Genomic DNA, 14,092 nt, shown 5'->3' with positions numbered 1-14,092 from the left:
ACGCGCACGCGGCAATGCCGCAGCGCGGACACGGCACATTCATCGGGCATATGCGAATGCCGCTCCGTGTTGCTTTTCCCGGATCACCTGCGAACATCACGCACATGACAGACCAGCGTGCGACGATCATGACCGAGCCGCCCCAGCGTCGGGCGGGGCGCCCGAGCCGTGAAGAGGCACAGGCAATCGAGGTGATGATCCTCGATCGCACGATCGACGCACTGCGCGACGCACGGTACGCCACCTTGTCGATCGACGCGCTGGCGCAGGACATCGGCGTGACCAAACAGACGATCTATCGTCGCTTCCCGAGCAAGGACGCGTTGATCGATGCCGCGATCCAGCACAAGATGGCACAATTGCATGCGTTTGCCTCGGATACTGCCGGGACCGCGCCGGAGCCGGTCGAGGGGTTGCGGGCGTTTGCCCGGCACCTGTTCGCGATGCTGCTGAAGCCGGAGAATATGGGACTGGCCATCTTCATCAATCATGCATCGCTCACCGATGCGGAGTTCGCACGCCGTCAGCGGCATTGGCATGCGATGCTGATGGCACCGATGACCTGTGCTATCGTCCGGGCACAGCAACGCGAGCTGCTCCGATCCGGCGATGCCGAACAGATGGCGCATATGCTGTTCGATCTGCTCAGCGGCCCGGTGAACCGGTTGCGCGCCAGCCTCGATCCGCATTTGGCGCTCGATGGTCTATGCGAGGACCGGGCTTTTGCCGCCCGGTTCGATGCCTTTCTGACCCTGTACGGCATGAAATAAATGCTGCGGTGCATCAAAAATAAAGGAACCAAGCCGTATTGTATCGGTTGACGATGCACGAGCGGGACGGGCGAGACGCCTGATCGGCTTTTGCATGGCCACGCGCATGCGCGTCGTCGCGTTTCCTGTTTTCGATCGATAAGCACCACCATGACGATTGCCGCCTCCTCGTACGACGTCCTTTCGGAACGGGGTTTCGTGTCTGCCATAAACGGGGTGCTGCCGGCTCTTCGCCGCTATGCCCGGCATCTGACGCGCGATCAGGGCGACGGTGACGATCTCGTACAGGAAACGATGACCCGCGCATGGGCGGCCCGCACCCGATTCCAGCCCGGCACCAATTTTCGCGCCTGGCTGTTCCGGATCTTGCGCAACTTGTTCCTCAGCGACCGGCGCCGCAACGTGCGCAATGTGTCGTGGAACCCCGACCTTGACGACGATCGGCTCACGACGCCGGCGGATCAGGAATCCGGCGTTATGCTGGCAGATCTCGATACGGCGCTCGGCAGCATCACGCCCGGTCAGGCCGAAGCGCTGATGCTGGTCGCGCACGAAGGGCTCTCGTACGAAGAGGCGGCCTCGCGGCTGGGTGTGCCGATGGGAACGGTACGCAGCCGCGTGTTCCGCGCCCGGGTCGCGGTGGTCGAATTGCTGACCGGAACCGCCGCGCCTGCTGAAAGCGATTCGGCTACCCCGGCGGCATCCAGCGAACGCTATCTCGCATGGAAACAGGCCGGGACGCGCATGATCGGCTGAACGGGGTCAGTCGTCATCGCGGCGACCCGGAGGCGGCGTGACCAACTCCAGCCGCTGCGGTACGGTGCCCAGCTCGATGCCTGCCTCGTGGATGCGGCGCAGCAGGACGAGCAGCACGTTGCTGCGCGCCTCGCCGGACACGCGCGGTGACGCGACATGCGCCATGCAGTTGAACAGGATGCGGCCGTCGGCGATGCCGTCGATCAGCACCGCCGGTGCTGGCACATCGAGCACCGTCGCCTCATCCGCAAACGTGGACAGAACCAGTTCGCGCACGCGATCGGCGTCGCTGGAGATCGGCACCGAAAACTGGATTTGCACGCGACCCAATGGGTTCGCCAGCGTCTTGTTGAGAACGGACTTGGTGATGAGTTCCGAATTCGGCACGATCAAGGTCGAATGATCGCCGAGTTCGATTTCCGTCGAACGTACGCTGATCTTCTTGACGTCGCCCTCATCGGTGCCGACACGGATCAGGTCACCGATCTTGATCGGTCGCTCCGCCAGCAGGATCAGTCCCGATACGAAATTCTGGGTGATCGCCTGCAAGCCGAAGCCGATGCCGACGGACAGCGCCGACAGCAGCAGCGCGATCCGCTCCATCCCGATTCCGAGCGAGGCGAGCGACCACACGATGGCGAGTGCGATGGCAATGTAACGCGCTACCAGCCGGATCGAGTTGCGGACCGATCCGTCGAGGTCGGTGCTCGGCAGATAGCGGCGATCCAGCCAGCCGGTGAATTGGCGGACGAGAAACAGGCCCAGCGCCAGTACGGCGACGAAGCGGACGATCGTGCCTGGGGATATCGCTATGCCGCCGATCTCGACGCCGCGGGCCAGACCGCCGACGCGGTCGAGGAACGATCCGAAGCCGGCGCCGAACGGGTAGACCATCAAGCCCAGCGCCACGACGATGATCGCAAGTCGCAATACCGCGGACAGCAATACGCCGAATTGATCGATCGCGCTCGCGCCGATGCCGAGGCCGTGGCGTAGCGTCAGGCCGGCGCGGCTGTTGCGCTGGAACAGACTGGTCGCCGAATCGTCGATGACGATCATCAGCAGGAACGTGGAGATCGCCAGCAGCGTTGCCCAGATGACGAATTGCATCACGACGATGGCAAAGCCGACATATCCCGCCAGCAGCGCGAGCGCCGCACCGGTCACCACCAGCCATAGCGTCAGCGTGATCGCGCCCACGCCGGCACTCGTCGCGGCTTCGGCATCGCTCTCGCCGTCGGCGGCCTCGAGTGTTCGCAATCGCCCGACGATCAGCAAGGTACCGCCGATCAACAGCAGGTGCACGACCACTTCGACCACCTGCGTCGCGAGCAGCGCCGCGCCGCTTGCTCCGACCGCGGTGTTGAACGCACCGAGCAGGAACACGACGAACGTCAACGTGGCAAAGGCCCACGGCACGGGCCGCAATGCCGTCGCAGCTTGATCACTGAGCGGAACCAGCCGCCAGGACGGCTGGCTGGCCATTAGAAAGGCCGCCCCCAACGACGCGATGAAGCCCGCGAAGCCACTGGCGATCACAAGTGTGTCGGCCAGCGTGTTCCATGTCGGCGACAGCAGTGTCGACCACCGCAGTCCCTGCACGAACAGAAACGCAGCGATCGTGGGCATCGCCGTGCCGGTCAGCACCCTCCACAGTGCGTTGACCGAGCGCCGTACGCGATGTCCGGGCGCATCGGCGATCAGGTAGCGCTGACCGGCGCCGCGCAACGCCTGTCGAACGGGGAACAGCAGCACTATTGCTACGAGTACGCCTAGCGGAGCACCCCAGGGAAAGCTGCCGCGCAGGCCGGCATCCGCCTGCCTCCATTCCCGCTGCATAAAGACCGACACCCGGCGCGCATCGCGCGGGATGGCGGCGAACAGTTCGCTCCAGAAGCGCGGAGATAGCGGCGACGGTGCACGGACCGAGATACGCTGGCCGATCTCCGCCGCTTGCGTCTGGTCGATCTCGGCGACGAGCTGCCCCGCTTCCACCGCGATCAACTGGCCGCGCTTGACCTTGGAATCGAGCGAGCTGCGCGCCTGCGCAAGGTCACGCCGTTCCACCCGGATATCCGCCGCTTCGACGACGCCGGCGACCGGGGGCCCCAGCCCGGCGATCCGTGCATCGATCAACGCAAGCTGGGTACGAAGCTGGTCCGCGGCATCCCTGGCGTTGCCCTGCGCTGTCAGCGCACGTTCGCGCAGTGTGGCACGTGCATCCCGATCAATGCGCGAGTCCAGTGCACGATCGACGGCGTTGAGGTCTATTTCCGCCGTCACCAGCGTCCGCGATGCGGTGTCGGTCGGCGAAGGCTGTGCCGTGGCGGGCAGGGCGCAGGCGAGCATCGCCAGAAGCCCGATCCAGAACTGCCGCCACCGTGCCATCGTCGCCCCGTCACCGTCCCGTTCGATCTCGCCGTACGACTAGGGACAAGCGGTCGTGAAAGCGAGGGTGATGCGGGGCGCCGGTCGATTACGTGTTGCGACCGGGCTTGTTCGCCGGTCCGGACGGACGCAAGACCGGCAGATGACGACGATCCTCGAATTGCGACGACGGGCCGATCGCGCGCTTGCCGACGGGCGGTTAGAAGACGGCATCCTTGCGTTCCACGATCTGCTCGCTCTTTCGCCCGGCGACCCCGTCTCCTGGTATAACCTAGGCTACCTCCTGCGCTGCGTTCGCCGCTTCGACGACGCGCTCTCGGCTTACGGACAGGCCTTGTGCGCCGGTATCGACCATCCCGAGGAGGTCCATCTCAACCGCGCCGTCATCCTGTCGGAGTTCCGCGAGCGCGACGGCGATGCCGAGGCGGAACTACGCCTTGCGCTGGCGATCGCGCCCGGGTTCGTGCCCGCATGGCTGAACCTCGGCAATCTGCTGGAGGATCGCGGAGACGCGGCGGCCGCGCGGCACAGCTATGGGCAGGTGTTGGCGATCGATCCTGCGAACGGTCGGGCGCACGCCAGACTGGCGGCGATCGATCTGTTCGAGGGGCGGGGCGACGCATCGATCCCGCGATTGCAGTCCGTGCTCGCTTCGGCCGCGCCGGCCCTTCCCGATACGGCCGAGATCGGCTTCGCGCTCGGCGCTGCGCATGATGCCGCAGGCCGGTACGACGAGGCGTTCGCGTGCTTTGCCGCAGCGAATCGCGCGGCATCGACGATGGCACCGCCGCAACACCGGTACGATCGCGCTCGGCACGCGGCATATGTCGACCGGCTCGTCGCGACACCGCCCACCCCCGAGCCACGCGGCAACGGATCATCGCCGATCTTTATCTGCGGCATGTTCCGGTCGGGTTCGACCCTGGTCGAACAGATTCTGTCCCGGCACAGCCGTGTCACCAGCGGCGGCGAACTGGATATCCTGACGTCGATCGCCGCGAGGCTGCCGGGCTATCCCGAAGTCTTGGCCGTCATGTCCGATGAACAGAGTGCGACGTTGCGCGACGCGTATCTTGCGGAGGTACGCGATCTTCATCCCGGTGCTGATTTGCTGACCGACAAGCGCCCCGACAATTTTCTCCACATCGGGCTGATCAAGCGCCTGTTCCCCGGCGCGCGTATCGTTCACACGGTGCGTGACCGTTTCGACACGATGCTGTCGGTGTATTTCAACCATTTCGACGATAGCGTCAGCTACGGTCGCGACCTGGAGGATATCGCCCATTGGCTGGACCAATATGGCCGGCTGATGGCGTATTGGCGCGCGACGTATCCGGGGGATATCCATGACATCTCATACGATGCGCTGGTTCGTGATCCCGAGCCGACGATCGCAGCGCTCCTGCAATTCTGCGGCCTCGCGTGGGAAGATGCAGTGCTGATGCCGGAGGCTGCGACCAATATGGTGCGCACGGCCAGCGTATGGCAGGTGCGGCAGCGGCTGCATTCCCGCTCGTCAGGCCGATGGCGGCATTACCGGGAGCCGTTGGAAACGCGGTTCGGACCGCTGGGAGACAATCGCCCAGATCAAGCCTCGTCGACGCCCTGACCCGTTATGCGGAACACCTCTTTCAGCATGGCTTGTTCCTGTGCCGTCAGATGCGGGTTCCATACGTCGAAGATGAGTACGATCCGTGACGCGTCGCTGTCGTTCCAAGCTTCGTGTTCGATCGTATCGTCGAACCCGAAGGCGCGGCCTTCCTGCCAGCGTCGCGTTTCGCCGCCGACCCGAAAGCGGCAATCGTCCGGCACCACCAGCGGCAGGTGTATGATCGTGCGGCTGTTGGTGACCCCGGTATGCGCCGGGATATGCGCGTGTGGTCGCAGGATGGAGAAGAAGGCGGTGGGTGCCTTGCCCGGGCTGTCGTTCTGCGGGATTGCCGCCAGTGCTGCTGCCGTCTGCGGGCATAACGCGCATATCGCATCGTCGCGTACGCCATATTCCCACAGAAAACAGGCACTCCAGTCCAGATTGTTGTCGAGCGCGGACCATTGGTTTGGTGGTACGCCCGCGTCCTGACGGACGTACGGGCGGATACCCGGCACGCCGCGTTCGACGAGTGATAGCGCCTCTGCGCGGATCGCATCCGTCTGGCGTTCGAGCGCACCGAACCACGGAAACAGCCGTGGATCGAAAAACTCGTCGGCTGGCAGGAACGGGACATGGAGGCCGGCGCAGACGTTCGGATAGATGCGTCGGCGGCCCAGCAGGTTGTCGAGACATGCCGTCACGCGCCGAGCGTCGGGACCGGCAGCAGTAATCGCGTCGCCGAGCGTGGCCGACAATGTCTCGCCCAACGCCGATGTTTGCGCAGCGAGATAGGTCCGGCCACGGGTCAGTGCGTCCTCCAGCGCCGGGGACCGATCCGTCATGGGCGCGATCATCTGAACGACATTGGACCAACTCTGCACAGCCCGTATCGTGCGGTGCAGGCGCTGGTGCAGATCGGCCAGCCTGATCTGCGCGGTCAGGTTGAGCCGGTCGATCGCCAGCGCGTGATCGAGGCTCGCCTCTTCCCCGGTATCGTCATTCAACGACCGACACGCAGTGGCGAGATTGATCCACAGGATCGGCTGGTCCGGGTCGCTCGCAGTCGCCGCCTGGAATCGGGCACGGGCGTCTGCGGCGTCGTTCATCGCGAGCGCACACATGCCGCGCGCGTTGAGCAGTTGCGGGTTCGCCGGTTCGATCGCCAACGCAGCATCGAGGTGCCGTCGTTCCTCCGCAGCGTCACCGCGTCGACGCGCGTCCAGCGCCGCCGTGACGTAGCGTTGCAAGTCGGCCGAGGAGGGGATCGCACCTGAGGACTGTGACATGCCGTTCGATGGTCCTTGAAACCGGTGGGCAGAGCGGTTCGAAAAAAAAGGGGCAGCCCGCAGGCCGCCCCTTTCAAGTCGTCACATCGCGAGCGGCGCCTAGAAGCGCAGCTTACCCGATACGCTGTAGTTGCGACCGACGACGTCATAGGTCGACGGATAGGTGTTGCCGCTGTTGAAAGCGGTGGCACCGGCCGACGAGCCGACGATCGGAGGCTTCTTGTCGCCGATGTTGCGACCCGAGAAGGTGAGCGTCAGGTTCTCGTTGACCTCGAACTGCGCAGACAAGTCGAAGTAATTGTACGCGCCGATACGGTTGAAGTTATAGGCCTTGCCCGCAACCGGGCTGGGTCCGGTGACGGTTCCGTTGAACAGGTTGCGGTTAGCAGCGGTGAAGCCGCGTGCCGCGAAGTCCGTTGCCTGACCCTCGTACTGGACCGCACCGATGTGACGCCACAGCAGCGACAACGTGCCGGGCCCGAAGGACAGGCTGGTACGCTGGTTCCACTGGTATTCCGGCTGGATCGACGCGCAGTTGACGCTGTAATAGCCGATGCAGTCGCGGTTGTAGGCCGTCTCCGACGCACGGAAGTAACGATGCGCGGTCCAGGTGCCCTGGAAGCCGACGTCAAGACCGAAGTCGCCGAAGTCGTGCGCATAGTTGGCGGTCAGGTCGATACCGTCGGTCGCCAGGCGGCCGTTGTTGGTGAGCGGCTGCGGCAGGCCGGCCACCGTGGCGGTCGAACCGCTGAGACGACCGTTCGTGGTGCTACGACGGATCGAGGTGCAGGCCGCCGATGCAGCCTGCGCCGCGGTGATCGAACCCGGCGTCGCGCCGAAGCAGTTGGCGAGGATATCGTTCGGCGTCGCCGACGTGATCGCGTTCTCCACCTTGATGTTGAAGTAATCGAGCCCGACACTCAGCCCCGGCACCAGACCACGCGGCTGGATGAGGACGCCGAGGGTGTAGGTGTTGGCGGTTTCCGGCCGGATGTTGGGATTGCCACCACCCGTCACGTTCACCTGACCGGAAGCCGGCGTCAGGATGAGACCGATCGACGAAGCCGGCGCGCCCTGATTGCGGCAGGCGAGCGTCAGGTTCGCATTGCCGACCGGTGCCGTACCCGCGCACGGATCAGTGGACAGGTTGTCGAGTGCCGTCACCGAGGGCGTGAACAGTTCCGCGATGTTCGGCGCACGTACCGCACGCTGGTAGTTGCCGCGGAACTTCAGCTCCTTGAACGGCTCCCACGTCGCGCCACCCTTGAAGGTGGTGGCGTTGAAGCTCGGGTTGTTCGCCGCCTGAACCTGATACTGCGAATAGCGGACGCCGCCTTCGAGGGTCAGCGAGTAGAAGAACGGCTTGTCGGCGACCAGCGGCGCGATGATTTCGCCGAAGGCTTCCTTCACGTCGTAGCTGCCTGCGAACGGCAGGATCGCACCACCGGCACCACCAAGCTCGCCCGGCGACAGCGCAAAGGCATCCGGAATGCGGCGGTAGGTATACTTGCGATATTCCGCACCCGCGGCGAATGCGATCGGCTCGCTCGCGCTCGGGATCGTCGTGCCGAAGTCGCCGTTCAGGACGGCCTTCGCCTGGGAAAGCGCCGTCTTGATCTGGATCGTGCTCTGGCCGTTCAGGAAGCCGGCCTGTGCGGACGAAATCGAGCCGGCCTGGCCGAACAGGTTGAGCGGAACGCAGTTGTTCGTCGTCACGAGGCAGGTGGTCGTGTTGTTGGCGTTCAGCGCCTGCTGCACGCGCGACCGCAGGACGTAGCCGGACTGGGTCTGGTTGAGGTCGTTTTCGCCATAGCTGCCCGATACGTCCAGCTTCACATGATCGGAGAAGCGGAGCCGCAAGCCGGCCTTATAGTCGAAGACCTGCGTGGTGTATTCGGAGACACGCGGGCCGACTTCAACCGTACGACGGTACACCGCCGGCAGCGGGATCGCGGCGTTGGTGTTGCAGGCCGCGCCGATCGCGATGTTGTTGAGCGTGCAGATCTGGTCGCGCAGGGTCGTCGACAGATATGGGTTGAAGCCCGGGATCGTCAGCGATTCGGCGAAGATGCCCGACGGCGCAATGATCGTCTGGACAGTGTTCTTGGAGAACAGACCGCGCGTGTAGACTTCCAGATTGTCCGAAATCTCATAATTCGCCTGAGCGAACATATTGTAGCGCTTGAACGGCGTCTGGAAGATATTGTACGGGCTGAAGTTGAAAGGCGCATAGGCCGCGACGAGCGCCGTGTTGCCGGGGTTCAGCTGCAGCTGGCCCTGGCCATTGCCGAAATCGACGCCGGTCGGCACCGACGTCGGCGACGCACCGGAAGCGACGCCGTTGGTCGAGCCGATCGTGAAGACCGATTCGTCGCGCTTGCCCTGATACAGCGGGTCGGCTTCCTGATAGCCGATGCTCAGCACTGCGTTACCGCGACCGTCGTCGAAATTGGCACCGATCGTCACGTCGGCGCGCAGATAGTTCGCGTCGCCGCGCTCGCTGATCTGCTGGCTCGCCGAAGCCTCGAAACCGGCAAAATTCTTCTTGGTGATGAAGTTGGCGACACCCGCGACCGCATCGGCACCGTAGCTGGTCGATGCACCGCCGGTCAGCACGTCGACGCGCTGCAACAGTGCGACAGGGATGTTGTTGAGATCGACCGTGCCGCCGGATGCCGCTGGGACGATGCGATCACCGTCGATCAGCACCAGATTGCGCTGCTCGCCGAGATTGCGAAGGTTGATGCTCGCGAAGCCGCCGTTGCCGTTGTTCACGGCGGCACCGATTCCGGGAACGGCGCCGGGCAGTTCGCGGATGACCTGCTCGACGTTGTTGATGTTACGCAGCGTCAGTTCGTTCTCGGACACCACGCTGACGGGGCTCGACGAGACGAGGTTCGGGTTGCTGATCAGCGTGCCCGTAACGACGATGTCCTGGCCTTCGGTGGCCGGCGGGGGCGTATTGGGATCGGTCGACGTCTGCTGCGTCTCCTGCGTCGCGGGAGTGACCTGCGCCAGGGCGGGGGTTGCAGCCATTGCGGCGCCGACGAACAGGCTCGTGTTCAGCAGGCGCGTACGAAAACGTGACGTCATATGGTCAAAAACCCCTGTTGCCGTCCCTGAAGACCGGCGGTTCTGCCGGATGTTAACCACCCGGTTCTGTGACCGGTTAGAGCAGGGCAAGGATGGGGCCGCAATGGCCATGTGTCGGAGTGCAACGATTTGGATCAAGGTAGTTGCTGTGGTGCAACAGTTTGCGCGGGGACCGTCTTGGCAGGGTTGCTTCCATGCCACGCACGGCCGACACTGCTGCTTAGTGAGATCGGGTGAAACGGCATGACGATGTGGATGATCGGGCTGGTTGCGGCCCAGGCGCTGGGCGGCGGAACCCCCAAATTGATCGACGAACTGGCGGGCTGTCGGACGATACCGTCCGCGGAAGCCAGGCTTGCCTGTTTCGACCGGACCGCGGCGGCGGTGGTCGAGGCACGTCGCGACAAATCGATCGTGGTGCTCGATCGCGGCGAGGTGCAGCAGGCGAAGCGGTCGCTGTTCGGATTTTCGCTGCCGTCGATCAGGCTGTTCGGGGATGGTGAAGGCGACGATCAGCTGAAGCAGCTGGTCGGTACGATGACGTCCTCTTCGCCGTTGCCCGGTGGCCTCGTTCGCTTCGCTCTCGACGGCGGCGGGCTGTGGGAGACGACCGAACAATCGATGCTGTCACCCCGGCGTGGCGACGTGGTGACGATCAAGGCGGGATCGCTGGGAAGCTATATCGCGACCGCGCCGGGACGGCGGTCGGTACGTGTCAGGCGGCTGCGCTGACCCGACGGCACGCCGTCATGCCGCCGGCGGTGCGTGCTCCAGCGCATTCGCCAGCGCTTCGAGGCGATCGGCGATACGGGCCAGTGCCGGTTCGCTGACGACAGCGCCCTCGGGCGGCCGTTGCTGGATATCGTCGAGTGCGTCCGCCAGCATCAGCGCCACGAACAGCATGGCCCGTTCACCCGGAACGCCGCCCGCCGCGCGCAATGCCGTAGGCCAGCGATCCTCCAGCATGCGGCCGAGCTGTTGCAGCCGCGCTTCTTCGCCGTCGCGGCAGGCGACCGTGTGCGGACGACCGCCGAGATCGAGCGTGACGTTGGCCATCAGGATGCCGTTCCGCGCGCGATGACGTCGTCAAGCGCACTGACCGCCTCGGCCATTCGTGCCTTCAGCGCGGCATGCCGCCGCGCCAGCGCGTCACCTGCTTTTGCGCGGGCATCGATAGCGGATTCGATACGGGCGATCGCGGCGTCGATCCGATCGACGGCAGTAGAATTTTCGGCCATGCGCAACGAGGTAAGCGTGCAAACGGTGGGCGGCAAGACGCGTTGCGATGACCCGCAATCCCGCCGACGCGACGAACGCGCGGTTGACAGGACGGGGCGCCCCCTCGCAAAGGCTTGCCCGCCCGGCGCGGCCCCATATCTGTCGCGCACGTACAATCCCACGCGAGGAGAGCCACAATGACGGTGAAGGTTGCGATCAACGGCTTCGGACGCATCGGCCGCCTGGTGGCGCGCGCGATCATCGAGCGCAATTCCAGCGAACTCGAGCTGGTCGCGATCAACGACCTTGCCGACGCCAAGTCGAACGCCTGGCTCTTCAGCCGCGACAGCGTCCACGGCAAATATCCCGGCACCGTCACCGCGGAGGGCAACGATCTCGTCATCGATGGCAAGCGCATCCGCGTCACCGCAGAGCGCGATCCCGCCAATTTGCCGCACAAGGAACTGGGCGTCGATCTGGTGCTGGAATGCACCGGCTTCTTCACCGACAACGTCGCCTGCCAGAAGCACATCGATGCCGGCGCCAAGAAGGTGCTGATCTCGGCACCCGGCAAGGGCGTCGACCTGACCGTCGTCTATGGCGTCAACCACGACAAGCTGACCGCCGATCACACGATCGTGTCGAACGCATCGTGCACGACGAACTGCCTCGCGCCCGTCGCCAAGGTGTTGAACGATGCGATCGGTATCGAACGCGGCCTGATGACCACGGTCCACGCCTATACCAACGATCAGAAGATCCTCGACCAGATCCATCCGGACCTGCGCCGCGCCCGTGCCGCCGCGATGTCGATGATCCCGACCACCACCGGTGCCGCCCGTGCGGTCGGCGAAGTCCTGCCCGAACTGAAAGGCAAGCTGGACGGTTCGGCGATCCGCGTGCCGGTGCCGGACGTCAGCCTGATCGACCTGACCTTCACGCCCAAGCGCGACACGACGCGTGACGAGGTCAACGCCATCCTGAAGGCCGCGGCCGAGAGCGGCCCGCTGAAGGGCGTGCTGGTGTTTTCGGACGAGCCGCTCGTCTCGATCGATCTGATGCATACCCCGCAGTCGTCGACGGTCGACAGCCTGGAGACCGCGGTGCTCGACGGCAAGCTGGTGCGCGTCGTCAGCTGGTACGACAACGAATGGGGCTTTTCGAACCGCATGGTCGATACCGCGACCGTGATGGCGAGCTTCCTCTAAGCATATGGGCGTGCTGGTCGGCATCGCCCGGCACGCCTTTCCCAAGGCGCCGATGGAATTGCTCAAGGCCGTCGACGTAACGCTCGACGGCGGCCTGCAGGGCGACTTCCGCGGCGCGGTGAAGCCGGGCGGGCGCGGCAAGCGGCAGGTCACGATGATGGAGCGCGTCGACTGGGACGCGGCGATGGCCGAGCTGGGCCATACGATTCCGTGGCAGGAGCGGCGCGTGAACCTGTTGCTCGACGGGATCGACATCCCGCAGGTGCCGGGTATTCGCGTGGCGATCGGCAGCGCCGAATTCGAGATTACCGTCGAATGCGATCCGTGCAGCCGTATGGAAACGATCGCCACGGGGTTGAAGGCAGCGCTGACCCCCGATTGGCGCGGCGGGGCCTGTACGCGAGTAAGGGCCGCCGGGCGGATCGCGATCGGCGACACGGTGACGATACTCCCCTGACATTTCAGATACGAAGGAAGACGACGTGACCAAGCCCTTCAAGACGCTCGACGATATGGGTGAGATCAACGGCAAGCGGGTGCTGGTCCGCGAGGATCTGAACGTGCCGATGGTGGACGGGGCGGTCACCGACGACACAAGGCTGCGCGCCACGCTGCCGACCGTCACCGAACTCGCCGATCGCGGCGCGATCGTGCTAATCCTCGCGCATTTCGGTCGACCGAAGGGCGTGCCGAGCGCGGACATGTCGCTGTCGATGCTCGCAAGACCCTATGCCCACGTGCTCGGCCGCGAGGTCCGCTACATCGACTGGGAAGGCGCCGAGGACGCGGTCGCCACGTTGCAGCCCGGCGATATCGCGATCCTCGAGAACACGCGTTTCTTCGGCGGCGAGGAAAAGAACGATCCTGCGGTGGTCGCACGCTTCGCCAAACTGGGCGATCTGTACGTCAACGACGCCTTCTCCGCCGCCCACCGTGCCCATGCCTCGACCGAGGGGCTGGCCAGGGTATTGCCCGCCTTCGCCGGCCGCGCGATGGAGGCCGAACTCGACGCACTGGAGCAGGCGCTCGGCAAGCCGGAGCATCCGGTCGCGGCGGTGGTGGGCGGCGCGAAGGTGTCGACCAAGCTCGACGTGCTCAAGCATCTCGTCACGCGCGTCGACCACCTCATCATCGGCGGCGGCATGGCCAATACCTTTCTTGCCGCGCGCGGGGTGAACGTCGGCAAGTCGCTATGCGAGCACGACCTTACCGGTACGGCGGACGAGATCCTGGAGGCGGCCGACAAGGCGAACTGCACCGTCCATCTGCCCTACGACGTGGTGGTGGCGAAGGAATTCCGCGCCAACCCGCCGGTCCGCACCGTCAACGTGCACGAAGTCGCCGAGGACGAGATGATCCTCGATGTCGGTCCTAGCGCCGTCGAGGCATTGGGGGACGTGCTCAAGAACTGCCGCACGCTCGTCTGGAACGGCCCGATGGGTGCGTTCGAAACGCCGCCGTTCGACATCGCGACGGTCAGCCTCGCCCGGACGGCGGCGGCGCTGACACAGGACGGCAGCCTCGTTTCGGTCGCGGGCGGCGGCGATACCGTTGCGGCGCTGAACCAGGCCGGCGTGGCGGATCGCTTCACCTTCGTATCCACGGCCGGCGGTGCGTTCCTCGAATGGATGGAGGGCAAAGACTTGCCTGGCGTCGCCGCACTGATGGGCTGACGCCCTTGTAGCACGGCTTGTAACACAGACAGCCAAACACCCGTGCTTCCACCGGGAAGTGCGGGTGTTTTCGTGTCCGGTTGCCGCTTGCGCACCCCGCCGCCCGTCA

Annotated in this window: 12 protein-coding genes; 7 read left to right on the top strand and 5 right to left on the bottom strand. The window is 64.9% G+C overall.

Annotation, left to right across the window (positions count from 1 at the left end):
• The first annotated feature begins 104 nt into the window (after window positions 1-104).
• On the top strand, window positions 105-770 hold the full coding sequence (locus NF699_04830) for a TetR/AcrR family transcriptional regulator (protein ID USU06009.1): 666 nt from the start codon (window positions 105-107) through the stop codon (window positions 768-770).
• A 150-nt stretch (window positions 771-920) separates the two neighbouring features.
• Window positions 921-1,526: a sigma-70 family RNA polymerase sigma factor gene (locus tag NF699_04825; GenBank protein ID USU06008.1), complete on the top strand. Its 606-nt coding sequence runs from the start codon at window positions 921-923 to the stop codon at window positions 1,524-1,526.
• 6 nt (window positions 1,527-1,532) lie between these two features.
• On the opposite strand, the gene NF699_04820 is transcribed toward NF699_04825, so the two are convergent.
• Window positions 1,533-3,914 carry a DUF3772 domain-containing protein gene (locus NF699_04820; protein ID USU06007.1) on the bottom strand — a complete coding sequence of 794 codons (2,382 nt, stop codon included), beginning with the start codon at window positions 3,912-3,914 and terminating at the stop codon, window positions 1,533-1,535.
• Window positions 3,915-4,056: 142 nt separating this feature from the next.
• Here NF699_04820 and NF699_04815 point away from each other — a divergent pair, with 142 nt between their 5' ends.
• Entirely contained in the window at window positions 4,057-5,523 is a 1,467-nt protein-coding gene (locus NF699_04815) for a sulfotransferase (protein USU06006.1), read from the top strand.
• Here NF699_04815 and NF699_04810 read toward each other — a convergent pair.
• On the bottom strand, window positions 5,502-6,791 hold the full coding sequence (locus NF699_04810) for an aspartyl/asparaginyl beta-hydroxylase domain-containing protein (protein USU06005.1): 1,290 nt from the start codon (window positions 6,789-6,791) through the stop codon (window positions 5,502-5,504). The two genes, NF699_04815 and NF699_04810, sit on opposite strands and share 22 nt — an antisense overlap.
• A 99-nt stretch (window positions 6,792-6,890) precedes the next feature.
• On the bottom strand, window positions 6,891-9,884 hold the full coding sequence (locus NF699_04805; protein USU06004.1) for a TonB-dependent receptor: 2,994 nt from the start codon (window positions 9,882-9,884) through the stop codon (window positions 6,891-6,893).
• A gap of 243 nt (window positions 9,885-10,127) precedes the next feature.
• Between NF699_04805 and NF699_04800 the strand changes: the two genes are divergently transcribed.
• A complete protein-coding gene (locus tag NF699_04800) occupies window positions 10,128-10,616 on the top strand; it encodes a hypothetical protein (GenBank protein ID USU06003.1) in 489 nt (162 codons plus the stop codon).
• A gap of 15 nt (window positions 10,617-10,631) precedes the next feature.
• On the opposite strand, the gene NF699_04795 is transcribed toward NF699_04800, so the two are convergent.
• Together NF699_04795 and NF699_04790 are read right to left on the bottom strand one after the other, a co-directional pair.
• A complete protein-coding gene (locus tag NF699_04795; protein USU06002.1) occupies window positions 10,632-10,940 on the bottom strand; it encodes a cell division protein ZapA in 309 nt (102 codons plus the stop codon).
• The gene (locus NF699_04790) at window positions 10,940-11,122 is read right to left on the bottom strand and encodes a hypothetical protein (protein ID USU06001.1); all 183 of its coding nucleotides are present in this window, start codon (window positions 11,120-11,122) and stop codon (window positions 10,940-10,942) included. The genes NF699_04795 and NF699_04790 overlap by 1 nt, the downstream gene beginning before the upstream one ends.
• A gap of 177 nt (window positions 11,123-11,299) precedes the next feature.
• Between NF699_04790 and gap the strand changes: the two genes are divergently transcribed.
• Genes gap through NF699_04775 form a run of 3 tightly spaced genes read left to right on the top strand, consistent with a single transcriptional unit; the run spans window position 11,300 to window position 13,983 of the window.
• Window positions 11,300-12,310, top strand: a complete 1,011-nt coding sequence (gene gap / locus NF699_04785; protein USU06000.1) for a type I glyceraldehyde-3-phosphate dehydrogenase — start codon at window positions 11,300-11,302, stop codon at window positions 12,308-12,310.
• A gap of 4 nt (window positions 12,311-12,314) precedes the next feature.
• Complete coding sequence (locus tag NF699_04780; GenBank protein USU05999.1) at window positions 12,315-12,767, top strand: MOSC domain-containing protein; 453 nt, start codon at window positions 12,315-12,317, stop codon at window positions 12,765-12,767.
• A 25-nt stretch (window positions 12,768-12,792) separates the two neighbouring features.
• Window positions 12,793-13,983: a phosphoglycerate kinase gene (locus tag NF699_04775; GenBank protein USU05998.1), complete on the top strand. Its 1,191-nt coding sequence runs from the start codon at window positions 12,793-12,795 to the stop codon at window positions 13,981-13,983.
• The last annotated feature ends 109 nt before the right edge of the window (window positions 13,984-14,092 follow it).

Source organism: Sphingomonadaceae bacterium OTU29LAMAA1 (genome assembly GCA_024072375.1).
Classification (GTDB): domain Bacteria; phylum Pseudomonadota; class Alphaproteobacteria; order Sphingomonadales; family Sphingomonadaceae; genus Sphingomonas.
Note: the sequence above shows the minus strand (reverse complement) of the source record. Positions and strands in the feature narration are given on the sequence as shown.